Annotated in this window: 12 protein-coding genes and 1 pseudogene; 6 read left to right on the forward strand and 7 right to left on the reverse strand. The window is 74.8% G+C overall.

Annotated elements, in window-relative coordinates:
- The first annotated feature begins 20 nt into the window (after positions 1-20).
- A complete protein-coding gene (treY, locus tag AC3CH1_RS05980) occupies positions 21-2,393 on the forward strand; it encodes a malto-oligosyltrehalose synthase (RefSeq protein ID WP_488461896.1) in 2,373 nt (790 codons plus the stop codon).
- A gap of 317 nt (positions 2,394-2,710) precedes the next feature.
- Here the strand turns inward: treY and AC3CH1_RS05985 are convergent, their stop codons facing one another.
- Genes AC3CH1_RS05985 through AC3CH1_RS05995 form a run of 3 tightly spaced genes read right to left on the reverse strand, consistent with a single transcriptional unit; the run spans position 2,711 to position 4,738 of the window.
- The gene (locus tag AC3CH1_RS05985; RefSeq protein WP_488461897.1) at positions 2,711-3,151 is read right to left on the reverse strand and encodes a cytochrome P450; all 441 of its coding nucleotides are present in this window, start codon (positions 3,149-3,151) and stop codon (positions 2,711-2,713) included.
- Between the two features lie 55 nt (positions 3,152-3,206).
- Complete coding sequence (locus AC3CH1_RS05990; protein ID WP_488461898.1) at positions 3,207-3,728, reverse strand: hypothetical protein; 522 nt, start codon at positions 3,726-3,728, stop codon at positions 3,207-3,209.
- A gap of 47 nt (positions 3,729-3,775) precedes the next feature.
- Positions 3,776-4,738, reverse strand: coding sequence for a LysR family transcriptional regulator (locus tag AC3CH1_RS05995; protein WP_488461899.1), 963 nt, complete (start codon positions 4,736-4,738; stop codon positions 3,776-3,778).
- 112 nt (positions 4,739-4,850) lie between these two features.
- Between AC3CH1_RS05995 and lpdA the strand changes: the two genes are divergently transcribed.
- The gene (lpdA, locus tag AC3CH1_RS06000; protein ID WP_488461900.1) at positions 4,851-6,290 is read left to right on the forward strand and encodes a dihydrolipoyl dehydrogenase; all 1,440 of its coding nucleotides are present in this window, start codon (positions 4,851-4,853) and stop codon (positions 6,288-6,290) included.
- Positions 6,291-6,463: 173 nt separating this feature from the next.
- Here lpdA and AC3CH1_RS06005 read toward each other — a convergent pair.
- Positions 6,464-7,024: pseudogene (locus AC3CH1_RS06005) on the reverse strand (DUF1707 and FHA domain-containing protein); the annotation flags it as partial.
- A 130-nt stretch (positions 7,025-7,154) separates the two neighbouring features.
- On the opposite strand from AC3CH1_RS06005, the gene AC3CH1_RS06010 reads away from it, so the two are divergent.
- Both AC3CH1_RS06010 and AC3CH1_RS06015 read left to right on the forward strand, forming a co-directional pair.
- Complete coding sequence (locus AC3CH1_RS06010) at positions 7,155-8,117, forward strand: GNAT family N-acetyltransferase (protein WP_488461901.1); 963 nt, start codon at positions 7,155-7,157, stop codon at positions 8,115-8,117.
- 225 nt (positions 8,118-8,342) lie between these two features.
- Positions 8,343-9,254, forward strand: a complete 912-nt coding sequence (locus tag AC3CH1_RS06015; protein ID WP_488461902.1) for a GNAT family N-acetyltransferase — start codon at positions 8,343-8,345, stop codon at positions 9,252-9,254.
- Here the strand turns inward: AC3CH1_RS06015 and AC3CH1_RS06020 are convergent.
- The gene (locus AC3CH1_RS06020) at positions 9,226-10,356 is read right to left on the reverse strand and encodes an alpha-L-fucosidase (protein ID WP_488461903.1); all 1,131 of its coding nucleotides are present in this window, start codon (positions 10,354-10,356) and stop codon (positions 9,226-9,228) included. The two genes, AC3CH1_RS06015 and AC3CH1_RS06020, sit on opposite strands and share 29 nt — an antisense overlap.
- Before the next feature lie 263 nt (positions 10,357-10,619).
- Here AC3CH1_RS06020 and treZ point away from each other — a divergent pair, with 263 nt between their 5' ends.
- Positions 10,620-12,380 carry a malto-oligosyltrehalose trehalohydrolase gene (gene treZ, locus AC3CH1_RS06025; protein WP_488461904.1) on the forward strand — a complete coding sequence of 587 codons (1,761 nt, stop codon included), beginning with the start codon at positions 10,620-10,622 and terminating at the stop codon, positions 12,378-12,380.
- A gap of 90 nt (positions 12,381-12,470) precedes the next feature.
- Positions 12,471-13,490, forward strand: a complete 1,020-nt coding sequence (locus AC3CH1_RS06030; protein ID WP_488461905.1) for an aldo/keto reductase — start codon at positions 12,471-12,473, stop codon at positions 13,488-13,490.
- Between the two features lie 21 nt (positions 13,491-13,511).
- Here the strand turns inward: AC3CH1_RS06030 and AC3CH1_RS06035 are convergent, their stop codons facing one another.
- Complete coding sequence (locus AC3CH1_RS06035; protein ID WP_488461906.1) at positions 13,512-14,657, reverse strand: M24 family metallopeptidase; 1,146 nt, start codon at positions 14,655-14,657, stop codon at positions 13,512-13,514.
- Positions 14,658-14,759: 102 nt separating this feature from the next.
- Positions 14,760-15,401, reverse strand: coding sequence for a nucleoside/nucleotide kinase family protein (locus tag AC3CH1_RS06040; RefSeq protein WP_488461907.1), 642 nt, complete (start codon positions 15,399-15,401; stop codon positions 14,760-14,762).
- Between the last annotated feature and the right edge of the window lie 42 nt (positions 15,402-15,443).

A 15,443-nucleotide genomic window follows, 5' to 3' on the forward strand; every position in this document is an offset into this window, starting at 1 on the left:
GGCGGGGTACGTAGGAGTCCATGACGCCCACCGCCACGTACCGGCTTCAGCTCCAGCCCGACTTCCCGTTCGCCGCCGCCGAGAAGGCCGTGCCGTACCTCGCCGCGCTCGGCGTCTCGCACCTCCACCTGTCGCCCGTCCTGGAGGCGGTCCCCGGCTCCCCGCACGGCTACGACGTGGTCGACCACAGCCGGGTCCGGGCCGAGCTGGGCGGCGAGGAGGGGCTGCGCTCGCTCGCATCGGCCGCCCGGGAGCACGGGCTCGGCCTGGTCCTGGACATCGTGCCCAACCACATGGCGGCCTCGCCGCGGCACAACCGGCGGCTGTGGGACGTGCTGCGCGAGGGCCCGTCCTCCCCGTCCGCCCGCTGGTTCGACATCGACTGGGCGGCCGGCGGGGGCCGGGTGCTGCTGCCGGTGCTCGCCGGGCCGCTCGGCGGAGAGCTGGAGCGCCTCTCGGTGGACGGGGAGGTGCTGCGCTACGGCGAGCTGGAGTTCCCGTTGCGCGCCGGGACGGCGGGCCTTCCCCTGCCGGAGCTGCTGGACGCCCAGCACTACCGGCTCGGCTGGTGGCGCCTGGCCCGCACCGAGCTGAACTACCGGCGGTTCTTCACCGTCTCCGAGCTGATCGGGGTCCGCGTCGAACACCCGGAGGTCTTCGACGCCACGCACGCCAAGGTCCTCGAACTGCTCCGCGACGGGGTGCTCGACGGGCTGCGCGTCGACCATCCCGACGGCCTCGCCGCGCCCGCCGCCTATCTGGAGCGGCTGAACGAGGCCACCGGGGGCCGCTGGACGGTGGTGGAGAAGATCCTCACCGGCGACGAGCGGCTTCCCGCGGAGTGGGCGGTCGCGGGCACCACCGGGTACGACGCGCTGCACCGGATCGACGGGTTGTTCACCGACCCGTCCGGCGCGGCGGAGCTGCTCGTCCGCTACCGGGAGTTCGCGGGCCCGCCGGGCGACCGGGGCGGCGACTGGACGGCGACGGTGCGCCGGGCCGCGTACCGGGTGGTGACGCATGAGCTGGCCGCCGAGACCGCGTGGCTGACCCGGCTCGCGGCCGGGATCTGCGGCCGGGACCCCGTGTTGCGCGACCACGCGCCCTGGGCGCTGGAGACGGCGGTCCGGGAGCTGCTGGTGCGGATCCCGGTGTACCGCCCTTACGTCACGGTGGGCGAACCGCCGACGCGGTTCGCCGAGGAGACGCTGACCGACGAGGCGGTACGGGACGCGAAGGCGGTGTTCTCCGTTCCGGAGGAGGCGACGGCCGTGGACGTCGTACGGGATCTGGCGCTCGGGCGGCTCGGCGGCGGGGAGGAACAGGCGGCGTTCTGCGCCCGGTTCGCGCAGACCGCGTCGGCGCTGCACGCCAAGTCGGTGGAGGACACGGCGTTCTACCGGTACGTCCCGCTGATCTCGGCCACCGAGGTGGGCGGGGACCCGGGGCGGCCCGCGGTGTCGCCGGAGGAGTTCCACGCCTTCGCGGCGCGGATCGCGCGCGACTGGCCCGCCACCGGAACGGTCCTGACCACGCACGACACCAAGCGCAGCGCGGACGTGCGGGCCCGGATCGCGGTGCTGTCCCAGTGCCCGGAGCGGTGGGCGGCGCTGGTGGCGGAGCTGTCGGCGGCGACCGCCGTGGCGGCCCCGGATCCGCAACTGGCGTGGGCGGCCTGGCAGTCGGCGTACGGCTGCGCGGAGCTGCCGGCCGAGGAGCTGTCCGAGCGGCTGGGGCCGGCGTTGCTGAAGGCGGTGCGGGAGGCGGGCCTGTTCACCAGTTGGACGGAGCCGGATCCGGTGTACGAGCGGGCGGTGGCGGATTTCGTCGCCGCCGGTCCGGGCGCCGGGGCGGGTGCGGCCCGGACGTCGGTCGCCGCGTTCGCGGACGCGCTCGCCCCGCAGGTACGGGCCCAGGTGCTGGGGGCGGCGCTGGTGCAGCTGACGATGCCGGGGGTGCCGGATCTCTACCAGGGCACGGAGTGCGAGTACCTGGCCCTGGTCGACCCGGACAACCGGCGGCCGTTCGGGCGGCCTGAGGCCGGGGGCGAGAAGCAGGCGTTGACGGCGGTGGCGCTGGGGCTGCGGCGGGAACTGCCGGAGGTGTTCGGGGAGTCGGGGACGTACGCACCGCTGACGGCCCGGGGCCCGGCCGCCCCCCACCTGGTGTCCTTCTGCCGGTCGGGCGAGGTGGTCACGGCGGTGACCCGGTTGTCGCTGCGGCTGGCCGAGGACGGGGGCTGGCGGGACACGGTGCTGGAACTGCCGGGCGGGGGCCCCTGGCGGGACCTGCTGTCGGCCTCGCCGGGCCGGGAGTTCGCGGGCGGCGCGGTGGCGGCGGCCGAGCTGTTCGCCGAGCGACCGGTGGCGCTGCTGCGGCGGGTGCGGGACTGACGGGCGGGGGCCGTGAACGTCAAGCGGCGGGTGCGGGACTGACGGGCGGGGACCGTGACCGTCAAAGCGGCGGGTGCGGGACTGACGGGCGGGGACCGTGACCGTCAAAGCGGCGGGTGCGGGGCTCACGGGCGGGGACCGTGAACGTCAAAGCGGCGGGTGCGGGGCTCACGGGCGGGGACCGTGAACGTCAAAGCGGCGGGTGCGGGACTGACGGGCGAGGACCGTGACCGTCAGGCGGCGGGTGCGGGGCTGACGGGCGGGGGCCGTGACCGTCAGGCGGCGGGTGCGGGACTGACGGGCGGGGACCGTGAACGTCAGGACGGGCGTACGAGGAGGGTGCGCGGGCCGCGGGTGAGGAGGCCGCCCGCCGCCGGGCGGAAGCCGTCGGCCCAGCGGATGCCGGGCATCGCCGTCAGCAGGGCGCGCAGGCCGTGTTCGGCCTCCAGTGCGCCGAGGAGCGCCGCGGGGCAGCCGGCCGGGCCGATGAGCAGCGGGTCGGCGTCGGCGCGCAGCGGGTCGAAGCGGTCGGGCGCGCTGAACCGGGCGGGGTCGCGGCCCGCCGCGCCGATGAGGCAGGCGACGGGTGCGTCGGCGGGGAGCGTGCCGCCGCTGACGGCCACCTCGGTACGGGTGCGGCGCAGCACGATCTGGACGGGTGGGTCGCGGCGCAGCGTCTCGGCCCACGCCCGCCCGAGCAGCGTGGCGGCCCCTTCGCCTGCCGTGGCGGCGGCCAGCAGGTCGGGGTCGTCGAGCATGTTGGCGAGGAACGAGGCGAGGGCGTGCTCGCGGAGGGCGGTGGGTCCGGCGCAGTCATCGGGTCCGCCGCCGGTCCGCCGGTGGGGGCGCCCGGGGCCGGGTGCCCAGGTCCGGGTAGGAGAGCCCGGCCGCGGCGGCGGCGCCGGCGGGCAGCCAGCGGCAGAAGTCGGCGACCAGGTCCGCCCGGTCGCGCCCTGCGATCCGGCGGGCCAGGACGTACGCGGTCCGCGCGACGGCGGGTTCGGCGGTGCGGTAGGGCACGGCCGACGGGACGCAGACCAGGCTGCCCCGGCAGAGGCCGAGCGGGACGGGGGCCCGCCCGCGCGGGGCCCCGTCGTGCGGGTAGCCGGTGAACCGGGGGTCGGTGAGGGCCAGGGCCACGTCCGCGTACCGGCTCAGCAGCCAGGCGCCGAGGCCCGGGTCGTAGCCGAGGGGGTAGTCGGTGCGCAGCAGGCGGTAGAGGCGCAGCCGGTACGGGTCCGTGGTGGCCCCGGGTGCCAGCAGGCCCGGCTGTCCGCCCGCGAGCCGGTGCGGGCGGCGGGCGGCGGGCAGGGCGTCGGGGCGGTTGGCCGGCATCCCGCGCCCCCTGGAAGTCGGTGCGCCGACGGTCGGCGCGCGCCCTCTCAGCGGACCACCGCCGGGGGCGTACCGCAGTCGGCGTACGGCCGTTCGGGTGAGAGGGCGGCGGGGCGGAGAGGGCGGATCCCGGCGGTGGGCAGGGAGCCGAGCAGTTCGGTGAAGGCCGCCGCCGCCCCGGTCAGCGCCACCCGAGAGAAGACGCCCATGGGTCGCAGCCAGGGCGGGTCGACGCCGAGCACCGCGCAGTCCTCGCCGATCGCGCTTCGGACGAGGTGGGCGGCGGCCGTGGACACACCGACGCCGGCCGCCGTCATCCGGACGGCTGTGGAGGTGTGCTCGGTCCACACCGCCGTACGGGGCACGAAGCCCGCCGCCTCGCAGACCCCTTCCAGGAAGGGGCGCCCGTCGATGAGCGGCTCCATGGCGCACCGCACCCAGAACCGGTCGGCGAACTCCTGGAGGGCGACCGAGGAACGCCCGGCCAGTGGGTCGTCGAACGGGACGACGAGGACGATCTCCTCCTCCCCCACCGGGACGACGGGGCCGGTCCAGCGCGCCGGCAGCGGCCCGACGGCCAGGTCGGCGATGCCGCGCTCCACCTCGTCCTCCAGGGCGTCGGTGGTCGCGTACTCGTGGAGGACGAGGCGCACGCCCGGATGGGCACGCCGCCAGTGGGCGAAGACGTCGGGGAGGATCCCGACGGCCACCGAGTGCACGGTGGCGATGTGCAGTTCGCCGCCCTCCGCCCCGGCGGCGGCGCGGGCCGCGCGGCGGGCCTGGGCGGCGCTGCGGACGGAGCGTTCGGCGTGCGGCAGGAAGGCCCGGCCCATCGGGGTGAGCAGGACGCCGCGCGGCAGCCGTTCCAGCAGCTCGCCCCCGACGGTCCTCTCCAGCGCCTTGATCTGGTGGGAGAGGGCGGGCTGGGTGACGTGGAGCCTTTCGGCGGCGCGGGTGAAGGAGGACTCCTCGACCACCGCGACGAAGTACTCCATCTGACGCAGGCTCATCCACCGCTCCTTCTGCGGGACTTCACGCCCCGCGTCCCATGAACGTTGTGCATCGACTCCACACGCATTGTGCCTTGGACGCATGACCGGGGCCGGGGAGAGGGTGGGACCCATGACGCTGACGAACGCGGAGAAGATCCACAGGAGCGGAACCACCACGGACGTACTGGTCATCGGCGGCGGGACCGGCGGCTATGCGACGGCGTTGCGCGCGGCGGCTCTGGGGCTGAGCGTCGTGCTCGCCGAGCGGGACGCGGTCGGCGGCACCTGTCTGCACCGCGGCTGCATCCCGAGCAAGGCGATGCTGCACGCCGCCGAACTCGTCGACGGCATCGCCGAGGCCCGGGAGCGGTGGGGTGTGAAGGCGACGCTCGACGCGGTGGACTGGCCCGCCCTGGTGGCGACCCGGGACGACATCGTGGCCCGCAACCACCGCGGGGTCGAGGCACAACTCGCGCGGGCCGGGGTCGAGGTGGTGCGTGGCAGCGCCGAGCTGACAGGCCCGCGCTCGGCCCGGATCGACGGGTTCGGGGAGGTCGTCGCCCGGCGCGGCGTGGTGCTGGCGACCGGGTCGCGGCCCCGGATGCTGCCGGGGCCGGGGGTGGACGGGCGGCGGGTGGTGACGAGCGACGACGCGTTGTTCGCGCCGGGGTTGCCCGGGTCCGTGCTGGTGGTCGGGGGCGGGGCGATCGGCGTGGAGTACGCCTCGTTCCACCGGTCGATGGGGGCCGAGGTCACCCTGGTGGAGGCCGCGGACCGGCTGGTTCCGCTGGAGGACGCGGAGGTGTCGCGGCACCTGCTGCGGGGGCTGCGGAAGCGGGGCATCCGGGTGGAGGCGGGGGCGCGGCTGCTGGAGTGGGGGGTGGTGGAGGAGGGGGTGCGGGCCGTCGTGCGGACCTCCCGGGGCGAGAGCGTCACGGTGGCGGCCGAGCGGCTGCTGGTCGCGGTGGGCCGGGAGCCGGTGACGGAGGGGCTGGGGCTCGCGGCGGCGGGGCTGGCCACGGACGGGCGGGGCCATGTGGCGCCCGCCGACTGGTCGCGGCTGGAGACGGCGGTGCCGGGCATCCACGTGGTGGGCGACCTGCTGCCGCCGCCGTCGCCCGGACTGGCCCACGCCTCTTTCGCCGAGGGGCTGTTGGTGGCGGAGACACTGGCCGGGCTGCGTACCTCCCCGATCGACTACGCCACCGTTCCCCGGGTCACGTACTCCTCACCGCAGACGGCCGCGGTGGGGCTGACCGAGGCGCAGGCCCGGGACGCGGGGCACGACGTGGTGGTGAACACCCTGCCGCTGACCGCCGTCGCCAAGGGCATGGTGCACGGCAGGGGCGGTCTGGTGAAGGTGGTGGCGGAGCGGGCGGGCCGGGTGCTGGGCGTGCATCTGGTCGGCCCGCACGTCTCGGAGATGATCGCGGAGAGTCAGCTCGTGGTCGGCTGGGACGCCGAGCCCGCCGATGTCGCCCACCACATCCATCCGCATCCGACGCTCTCGGAGGCGGTCGGCGAGGCGTTTCTCACGCTGGCCGGGCGCGGGCTGCACCAGCAGCACTGACCGGGCGGTCAGGCGGGCGGGTGACCGGGGCGGGGCGGTGGCGGCTCGGGCGGGTGGGCGGACGGCCGGGGCGCGGGCGGCGGAAGCTCGGGCGGATGCGCAGAGGAGCGGGGCGCGGGCGGCGGAAGCTCGGGCGGATGCGCGGAGGAGCGGGGCGCGGGCGGCGGAAGCTCGGGCGGGCGGTGGGCCGGGGCGGTGAGGCGGAAGCTCATCCGGCCGAAGCTCACCTGGTCCCCGTCCCGCACCGGGATGGAGCCGACGAGCCGCTGGCCGTTGACGCAGGTGCCGTTGGTGGAGCCGAGGTCGCGCAGCACCCAACGGCCGTTCCGCGCGGAGAGTTCGGCGTGCAGCCGGGAGACGGTCTCGTGGTTGAGCCGCAGTCCGTTGGCCGGGTCGCGGCCGATGAGCAGGGGGCGCGGGCCGGGGGCGGGGAGCAGGAGTTGGGGGAGCCGCTCGGTCTGCCAGGCGCGGCGCAGCCGCCCGGGGAAGGCGGAGATCCCGCCCACCGCGCGGACCAGTCCCTGGGACCAGCCGCTGCCGGCCTGCAGGTCGGAGGTGAGGGCCGCCAGCTCCTCCGGGCGCCGGGCCACCAGGGCGAGCTCCATGCGCCGCATGAAGGTGTCGTGCGACAGCTTGCCCTGTGCCGCGCCGTCTCTGAGCACGCCGAGGACACGGTCGCGCTGGGCGTCCGACAGCCGCGCGGGACCCGTGTGGAACTCGAAGGAGGACGTCACGTGGACGATTGTCGGGCCGAGGGGCCCGGGGTGTCCAGACGAGACCGTGTTTCCTCCCGCGCTGACCTGCGCCGCTCCTCGGCGGAGCCCCTTGCTAGGGTCTGCCGCTCATCCATCACGAGGAGACTCCGTGCCCCCTGTTCCACCCCGGTTGACGGTCCGTCCGCTGTCCGGACCCGATGAGCTCGACCTGTTCTGCGGCCTTTCCTACGTTCTCGACCACGAGCTGGCCGACGATCTCGCCACCGGGCGCCGCGTCCCGGGGTGGATGTGGGTCGCCCTGGACGGGGAGCGGGTCGTCGCCAGGGCCGCGTGGTGGACCGACGCGGCGGGCAACGAGCCGCTGGCGCTGGACTTCTTCGACCTGGACGACGCGCTGCCGGTCCCGGAGCGCGTCGCGATCGGCGTCCGGCTGCTGGAGACGGCGACGGCGGCCGTGCTGCCCGCCGGTGCGGAGCGGCCCGAGTACGGACGGTTCGTGCCGCCCGACTGGCACGAGGACCCCGTCGCCCGGGACGTCGTCGAGGCGCGGATCCGGGTGATGGAGGAGACCGGGGCCCGGATGCTGGTGGAGCGGCTGCGACTGGAGTGGCGGGCCGGTACGCCGGTGCCCGAGGACTCCGGCCGGCTGGTGTTCCGTCCGGTCGCCGGCCGGGAGGACCTGCTCGCGCTGATGGCGCCGGTGATGGAGGGCACCCTCGACGCCCACGGGCAGGAGGACCTGGCGTCCGGGCTCGATGTGCGCGAGGCGGCCGAGAAACACTACGACGAGGAACTGGCGGGGTACTCCACCCCGATGGACTGGTGGCGGATCGCCGAACTGCCCACCGGTGAGCCGGTCGGCTTCGTCGTCCCCGCGCGCAACAACTACCACCCTATCATCGCCTACGTCGGGGTGCTGCCCTCCCGGCGCGGGCACGGCTACATCGACGACCTCCTCGCCGAGGGCACCCGGGTGCTGGCCGCCGAGGGCGTGGACCGGATCCGGGCGGCGACGGACCTCGGCAACGTGCCGATGGCGAAGTCCTTCGAGCGTCTCGGGTACGTCAACTTCGAGCGGGCGTTCAACATGGTCTGGGACAAACCCCGTTGAGCCCCACCGCCGATCCGGCCCGTTAATCCGTTGGACGGCGCGCGCGGGGGCGGCTACGGTCGGCACCGACATCGGAACCGGTCGTGGAAGGAGGCGGGACACGTGCGCAGGAACATCCGCACCACCATCCGCAGTACGTCACTCTCGCGCTCCCGTCCCGCCCGTCGGGCGGTGTCGGACCTCGTCTGACCGGGAGCGCGGCATTCCGTCCCGGAGGACACCTTCATGACCGATATGGTCATCCGCGCGCTCACCCCGAGCGACGCCGCACTCTTCACCACGTTCGAGGACAGCCCGCTCGTCGGCCGGGCCGCCTTCGGCCACGCCTACACCTCGACGGCCGACGGCGGCGAGTACCGCCCCGACTGGTCCTGGGTCGCCCTGCGCGACGACACCGTGATCGCCAGGGCCGCCTGGTGGGGCGGGCCCGATGACACCGAGCCCGTCGTGCTCAACTGGTTCGACTTCGCGGACGGGGAGGCGGAGGCGGGCGCCGAACTCCTGCGCCGCGCCCCGTTCGACAAGGAGTACGAGGTGATCGCACCCGCCGGTTGGCGGGACGACCCGGCGGTGCGGGCCGCCGTCGAGGCGCGGGTCGCCGCCGCGACGGCGGCCGGCATGAAGCCGCTGGTCGAACGCTACCGCTATCGGTGGACCCCCGACTGCCCGCTGCCGCAGCGGACCGGGCGGCTCACCTTCCGCCCCGAGCCGGACGACGCGGTCGTCCTCGACGTGCTGCGCCGGGTCCACTCGGCCACGCTGGACGCCCACGCCCGCAAGGCCATCGAGGGCCCCGGCGGTCTGGAGGCGGCGGCCCAGGAGGAGCTGGACTTCTTCCACTGGTGCCCGTCGCCGAGGGAGTGGTTGCGGCTCGCTTTCACGCCGGACGGCGAGGTGGCGGGCATCCAGGTGCCCGCGCACAATCCGTCGGGGCCGTGCGTCGGCTTCATCGGGGTGGTCCCCGAGGCGCGCGGACACGGCTACGGCTACGACCTGCTGGTGGAGTGCACGCGCTTCCTGGTCGAGCAGGGCGCCGCGTTCGTCGCGGGCGCGACGGACCAGGGGAACGTGCCGATGGCCGCCGCGTTCGCCCGCGCCGGGTACCCGGTCATCCAGGAGTGGGTCCATCTGGCGTGAGGGCCCCGGCCTCCTCGGCCAGCCACTCCAGGCGGAGGCGCTGCTCGGCGGGGATCGTCGCGTCCTCGCCGCGCGGCCCCACGTTGAGCAGGACGTTTCCGCCGTCGGCCGTCGTGTCGCGGACCAGTGAGGTGAGGGCTTCGCGGCCGATGAAGGCGTCGGCCCCCGAGGCCCGGTTGTAGCCGAAGCTGTGGTCGACGCCCCGGGTGATCTCGTACGGGTCGAAGCCCTCGTAGCGGGCGTACTCCGGGGTGCGGAAGTCGAAGACGGGCGGTGTGCGCGGGACGAAGCCCTCGCCCCGCGCCACCGTCCGCCGGTCCCACCAGTTGTACAGCGCCTTCGCGCCGGGCAGGTTCAGGCCCCGCCAGTGCGGGGCGTAGGGCAGCAGCCGGTCGTTGACGACGCCGTGCGGGACGGTGAAGCGGTAGAAGTCGACCAGGGCGCGGATCTCGCCGGCGGAGGCGGGCCAGGCGATGTCGTTCCAGAGGATGTCGGGCCGGTAGCGGCGGATCAGCTCCCGCAGCTGGGCGTCGGCGTAGGCGGGGTAGCTCCCGCGCGGGACGGCGGAGAACATGTCGGCGGCGGTGCCGATGGGCCGGTCGTCGAAGGTCCAGTCGAGCCCGCCGGAGTAGTAGACGCCGAAGCGCAGGCCCTCGGCCCGTACGGCTTCGGCGAACTCGCCCACCACGTCCCGGGTGGTGTGCCACCCGGAGCGGTGCGGGTTCGCCGTCTCCGAGGGCCAGAGGCAGAACCCGTCGTGGTGCTTGGTGACCAGGACCGCGTATCCCGCCCCCGCTTCACGGAACGCGCGGGCCCAGGCGGCCGGGTCCCAGTCGGCGAGCCCGTCCTCGAAGTCGCGGCCGAACTCCGTGTAGGGGCGCTTCCCGTAGGTGGCGCGGTGGTGGGCGGCGACCGGGGAGCCGGGGAAGCGGAGCGCGTTCTCGTACCACTCCGCGTACGAGGTCCAGCCCAGCGGGGCACGCCGACCGGCCGCCGGAAGTTCGGCGACGGGGACGTAGGGCGGGGCCCAGCCGGGAACGGATGCCGGTGTCCAGTGAACGAAGATCCCCAGTCGGGCCCGGGACCACCATGAAGCGACCATGGCGGGAGTATTGATCATTCGGGGGAGCCGCGTAAGCCCCCTCGACCGCCGGATTCCGCTTCTGTGCCTTCTGCGCGCGGATCAGGTCGCGGCACCGGGCGGAGGAGCGCTTGGGCGCAATCCGTATGAGCGGGCGCCTCGCCGGGCAATGATCAGGGCCAGACCTTAATCGCCGGTGACGGGCGGCAGCAGAGCCTGTCGCGTGGATCGTGGAGCCCGCTCGCGGGCGGCCGCGCGCCCCGCCCAGGGACGAGGAGTGGTGGATGCAGTTCGAGGTGTGGGCCCCCGAGGCGGACTCCGTCGTGCTGGAGGCGGCGGACGTCCGGTGCCCGATGGCGCGTGATGCGGAGCGCGAGGGGTGGTGGACGGCCGAGGCGGAGGCCTCGGACGGGGTCCGGTACGGGTTCCGGCTGGACGAGGGCCCCCTGCTGCCGGACCCCCGTTCGCGGCGTCAGCCGGACGGGCCCGACGGCCCGAGCGCGGTCGTCGACCAGGAGGCGTACGCCTGGCGCGAGGCATGGGCGGGGCGACGGCTGAACCGCGCGGTGCTGTACGAGTTGCACGTGGGGACCTACACCGCCGAGGGCACCTTCGACGCGGCGGCGGCCCGGCTGGGCCATCTGGCGGAGCTGGGCGTCACCCATGTGTCGCTGATGCCCGTCTGCCCGTTCCCGGGCGTCAACGGCTGGGGGTACGAGGGCGTCTCGCTGTGGGCGGTGCACGAGCCGTACGGCGGTCCCGAGGGGCTGAAGCGCTTCGTGGACGCGGCGCACGGGCTGGGGCTCGGGGTGGTCCTGGACGTCGTCCACAACCACCTGGGCCCGTCCGGCAACTATCTGCCCGCCTTCGGCCCGTACTTCACCGACACCCACCACACCCCGTGGGGCGCGGCGGTCAACCTGGACGCGCCGGGCTCCGACGAGGTGCGGGCGTTCCTGCTGGGCAGCGCCCTGGGCTGGCTACGCGACTACCGGCTCGACGGGCTGCGGCTCGACGCGGTGCACGCGCTGGCCGACACCCGGGCGCTGACCTTCCTGGAGGAGCTGTCGGCGGCGGTCGACGCGCTGGCGGTCGAGGTGGGCAGGCCGCTCGGACTGATCGCCGAGTCCGACCTCTGCGACCCGCGCACCACGACCCCGCGTACGGCGGGCGGCCTCGGGCTGCACGCCCAGTGGAACGACGACTTCCACCACGCCCTGCACACCGCGCTCACCGGCGAGTCCCAGGGCTACTACGCCGACTTCGCCCGCGCCCCGCTCGCCGCCCTCGCCAAGACGGTGACGTCCGGGTTCTTCCACGACGGGACCTTCTCCAGCTTCCGGGGCCGCGTCCACGGCCGTCCGGTCGACGTGACGCGCACCCCGGCCCACCGCTTCGTGGGCTACGCGCAGACGCACGACCAGATCGGCAACCGGGCGCTCGGCGACCGGCTGGCCACCTCCCTGAACTCCGGGCTCCAGGCCTGCGCGGCGGCCCTGGTGCTGACGGGCCCGTTCACGCCGATGCTCTTCATGGGCGAGGAGTGGGGGGCGCGGACCCCCTGGCAGTTCTTCACCGACCACACGGATCCGGATTTGGCCGAGGCCGTACGCAACGGCAGGCGGCGGGAGTTCGGGGCGCACGGCTGGTCGGAGGAGGAGATCCCCGACCCCCAGGACCCGGCGACCCGGGACCGGTCCTGTCTCGACTGGTCCGAGCCGAAGCGCGAACCGCACGCGCGGCTGCTCGCCTGGTACCGCGAACTGATCGCGCTGCGGCGTACGCTGCCGGATCTGCACGATCCCGACCTGGCCTCGGTGAAGACGGCGTTCGACGAGGACGCGCGCTGGCTGGCGTACCGCAGGGGCGACCTGCGGATCGCGGTGAACCTCGCGGCCGAGCCGGCCGCCATCCCGCTGGGCTCGGGCCGTCACCGGCGGTTCGGCGGGCGGGTGTTGGCGGCCTGGGAGCCGGTGGAGGTCCCGGGGGCGGACGGGGTCCTGCGTCTGCCGCCGGAGTCGTGCGTGGTCCTGGCCGACGACTGAGCGGTATCGATGACTCGTCGGTTTCTTGTCTTCGCGTGCACTTCAACTCGTAACGTTCGGGACAGCGCACGAAACCACGAGAGGAACACAATGAAGCAGCGATTCCTGGGGCGTTCGGGGCTGCGCGTCAGCGAACTGTGCCTGGGCACGATGACGTTCGGCCAGGACACCGACGAGGCGGCCGCGCATCGGATCCTCGACACGTTCACGGAGGCGGGCGGCACGTTCGTCGATACGGCCGACGTGTACAACCAGGGCGTCTCCGAGGAGATCGTCGGCCGCTGGCTGAAGGGCCGCAGACGCGACGATCTCGTCATCGCCACCAAGGTGTTCGGGACGATGGGCGAGTCCCCGAACGCGGGCGGGCTGAGCCGCAAGCACATCGTGTCGGCGGTGGAGGCGAGCCTGCGCCGCCTCGGCACGGACCACATCGACCTGTACCAGACGCATGTGTGGGACGCGACGACGCCGGTCGAGGAGACCCTCTCCACCCTGGACACCCTGGTGAAGGCGGGCAAGGTCCGCTACCTCGGCGCGAGCAACGTCTCCGCCTCCCAGCTCCAGCGCTCCCAGGACCTCGCGGACCGGAACGGCTGGGAGCGGTACGTGTCCCTCCAGCCGCTGTACAACCTGCTGGCGCGCGAGATCGAGTGGGAGCTGGTCCCCGTCAGCGCGGCGGAGGGCGTCGGCATCATCCCGTGGAGCCCGCTCCAGGGCGGCTGGCTGACCGGCAAGTACCGGCGCGGGATGACCGCCGCCGCACCGGGCACCCGGGAGGCCCGCTACCAGGAGGAGCTGGGCCGGGAGGCCTGGCGGGAGCGGGACAACGAGGAGACCTGGCGGGTTGTGGAGGAGGTCGTCGCGGTGGCCGGGGAGGCGGGCCGCACCCCGGCGCAGACCGCGCTGCGCTGGCTGCTCGGCAAGCCCGGCGTCACCGCGCCGATCGTCGGGGCCCGGACGCCGGAGCAGCTGGCCGACAGTCTCGGCGCGGCGGGCTGGGAGCTGACGGCGGAGCAGGCCGAGCGGCTGGACGCGGCGAGCGCCCGGCCGCTGCCCTACCCGTACGACGTCCTGCACCGCTTCCGTGACCGGGAGCCGCGCGACGACTGAGCCGGGGAGGCCCGGGGCCGCCTACTCGACGACGGCCAGTTCGCGGGCGGTGGTGTTGAGCCGCCGCCCGCCGTCCTCGGTGACGGCCACGATGTCCTCGATCCGGACGCCGAAGCGGCCCGGGAGGTAGATGCCCGGCTCCACGGAGAAGCACATGCCGGGCACCAGCGGCTGCTCCTCGCCCTCGATCATGTAGGGCGGCTCGTGGGTGGTGACGCCGATGCCGTGGCCGGTGCGGTGGATGAACCGTTCGCCGTAGCCGAATTCGGTGATCACCGCGCGGGCGGCCCGGTCGATCTCCTGGCAGGCGACACCGGGCCGGACGGCGGCGCAGCCCGCCTGCTGGGCCTCACGGACGATGTCGTGGACGCGCTGTTCCTCGGCGGTGGGCTCGCCGACGTGGACCGTACGGGAGGTGTCGGAGCCGTAGCCGTGCTTGAGGCCGCCGAAGTCGAGGACGACCATGTCGCCGCGCTCGATGGTGCGTGTCCCCGCCTCGTGGTGCGGGTTGGCGCCGTTCGGGCCGGAGCCGACGACGGTGAAGTCGACCTGGGAGTGGCCGAACTCGCGGAGGAGGGCGGCCAGGTCGGTGGCCACGTCGACCTCGCGGCGGCCGGAGAAGCGCACCTTGAGGATCTCCTCGTACGTGGCGTCGGCGGCGGCCCCGGCGGCGGTGAGCCGTTCCAGTTCGGCGGCGTCCTTCACCGCGCGGAGCATCGGGAGCGCTTCGGTGAGCGCGGTGTAGGAGGTGCCGGGAAGCTCCCGCTGGAGGCCGAGCAGATGCATCGCCCAGGCGTTGTCGCTGACGCCGAAGCGGCCCCCGGCGTCCAGCAGCGGGGCGGTCACCGCGTACGGGTCCTTGCCGTCGGTCCAGTCCCGCAGGGTGAGGGCGGGCGCCCCGGTGGCGGCGGCCGCGTCGGGGGCCTCCAGGGTCGGAACCACCAGGACCGGGTCCTGGCCGGCCCGCAGCACGAGGAGGGTGAGGCGTTCGGTGCTCACGGGGCGGTAGCCGGTGAGGTGGACGAGGTCGGGACCCGGCGCGACGATCACTCCGGCGAGCCCGGCCTCGGCGGCGGACTCGGCGGCGCGCGCCATCCGGGCCCGGTAGTCGTCGGCGGTGAAGGGCGGCGGGGCGGACTGCTGGGCGGACGGGCTCGGGCTGGACATCAGGGCCTCCTGGCGGTGCGACACGGCACACAGCATCCTGCCCGCCCGGCGGCGCGTACGCGACCGGCTTGCCGGAGTGTGTCGGGCGCCGGCGACGCCGGGTCAGAGGCGCACGACCAGGTCCGCCCGGTCCCGGCCCCGCTCCACCAGCCGGGCGTTCGCCTCGTCGGACCGGGCCACCCACTCCTCCGCGCCACGCCGGGGCCTGCCGTGGCGGACATGGCGGTCGACGAGCCGGCGCACCCGCACCGCCGGGTCGAGCTCCAGGAACCACACCTCGTCCAGCAGGGCGCGCACCGGGGCCCAGGGGCCGTCGTCGAGCAGCAGGTAGTTCCCCTCCGTGACGACGAGCGGGACGTCCGGCGGCACGGGCAGCGAACCGGCGACCGGCTCCTCCAGGGACCGGTCGAAGGCCGGGGCGTAGACCGCGTGCAGCGGGTCCGGTGCGCGCAGCCGCCGCAGCAGGGCCGCGTACCCGGCCGCGTCGAAGGTGTCGGGGGCGCCCTTGCGGTCGGCGCGGCCGAGGCGCTCCAGCTCGGCGGCGGCGAGGTGGAAGCCGTCCATCGGGACGAGGGCGGCGCGTCCGTCCAGGGCCGCGACGAGCCGTTCCGCCAGGGTGGACTTCCCGGCTCCGGGCGGGCCCGCGATCCCCAGCACGCGCCGCCCTCCGGTCTCCGCGAGGGTGCGGGCCCGGTCCGTCAGCGCGGCCCGGCCGCCGGTGGTCGTGCCGTCCAGGATGTCCATGCGGGGCATTGTGCGCCGGCGGGGGCCCCGGCGTTACCGTGA

The organism is Streptomyces sp. MGP-P1, from assembly GCF_057766565.1.

Excerpts from the sequence above, each read along its gene's own strand:
- AC3CH1_RS06040 (WP_488461907.1), bottom strand. The coding sequence starts at position 15,401 with ATGGACATCCTGGACGGCACGACCACCGGCGGCCGGGCCGCGCTGACG.
- AC3CH1_RS05990 (WP_488461898.1), bottom strand. The coding sequence starts at position 3,728 with ATGCCGGCCAACCGCCCCGACGCCCTGCCCGCCGCCCGCCGCCCGCAC.
- treZ (WP_488461904.1), top strand. The coding sequence starts at position 10,620 with ATGCAGTTCGAGGTGTGGGCCCCCGAGGCGGACTCCGTCGTGCTGGAG.
- AC3CH1_RS06035 (WP_488461906.1), bottom strand. The coding sequence starts at position 14,657 with ATGTCCAGCCCGAGCCCGTCCGCCCAGCAGTCCGCCCCGCCGCCCTTC.
- treY (WP_488461896.1), top strand. The coding sequence starts at position 21 with ATGACGCCCACCGCCACGTACCGGCTTCAGCTCCAGCCCGACTTCCCG.
- AC3CH1_RS06030 (WP_488461905.1), top strand. The coding sequence starts at position 12,471 with ATGAAGCAGCGATTCCTGGGGCGTTCGGGGCTGCGCGTCAGCGAACTG.
- AC3CH1_RS05995 (WP_488461899.1), bottom strand. The coding sequence starts at position 4,738 with ATGAGCCTGCGTCAGATGGAGTACTTCGTCGCGGTGGTCGAGGAGTCC.
- lpdA (WP_488461900.1), top strand. The coding sequence starts at position 4,851 with ATGACGCTGACGAACGCGGAGAAGATCCACAGGAGCGGAACCACCACG.
- AC3CH1_RS06015 (WP_488461902.1), top strand. The coding sequence starts at position 8,343 with ATGACCGATATGGTCATCCGCGCGCTCACCCCGAGCGACGCCGCACTC.
- AC3CH1_RS05985 (WP_488461897.1), bottom strand. The coding sequence starts at position 3,151 with ATGCTCGACGACCCCGACCTGCTGGCCGCCGCCACGGCAGGCGAAGGG.
- AC3CH1_RS06020 (WP_488461903.1), bottom strand. The coding sequence starts at position 10,356 with ATGGTCGCTTCATGGTGGTCCCGGGCCCGACTGGGGATCTTCGTTCAC.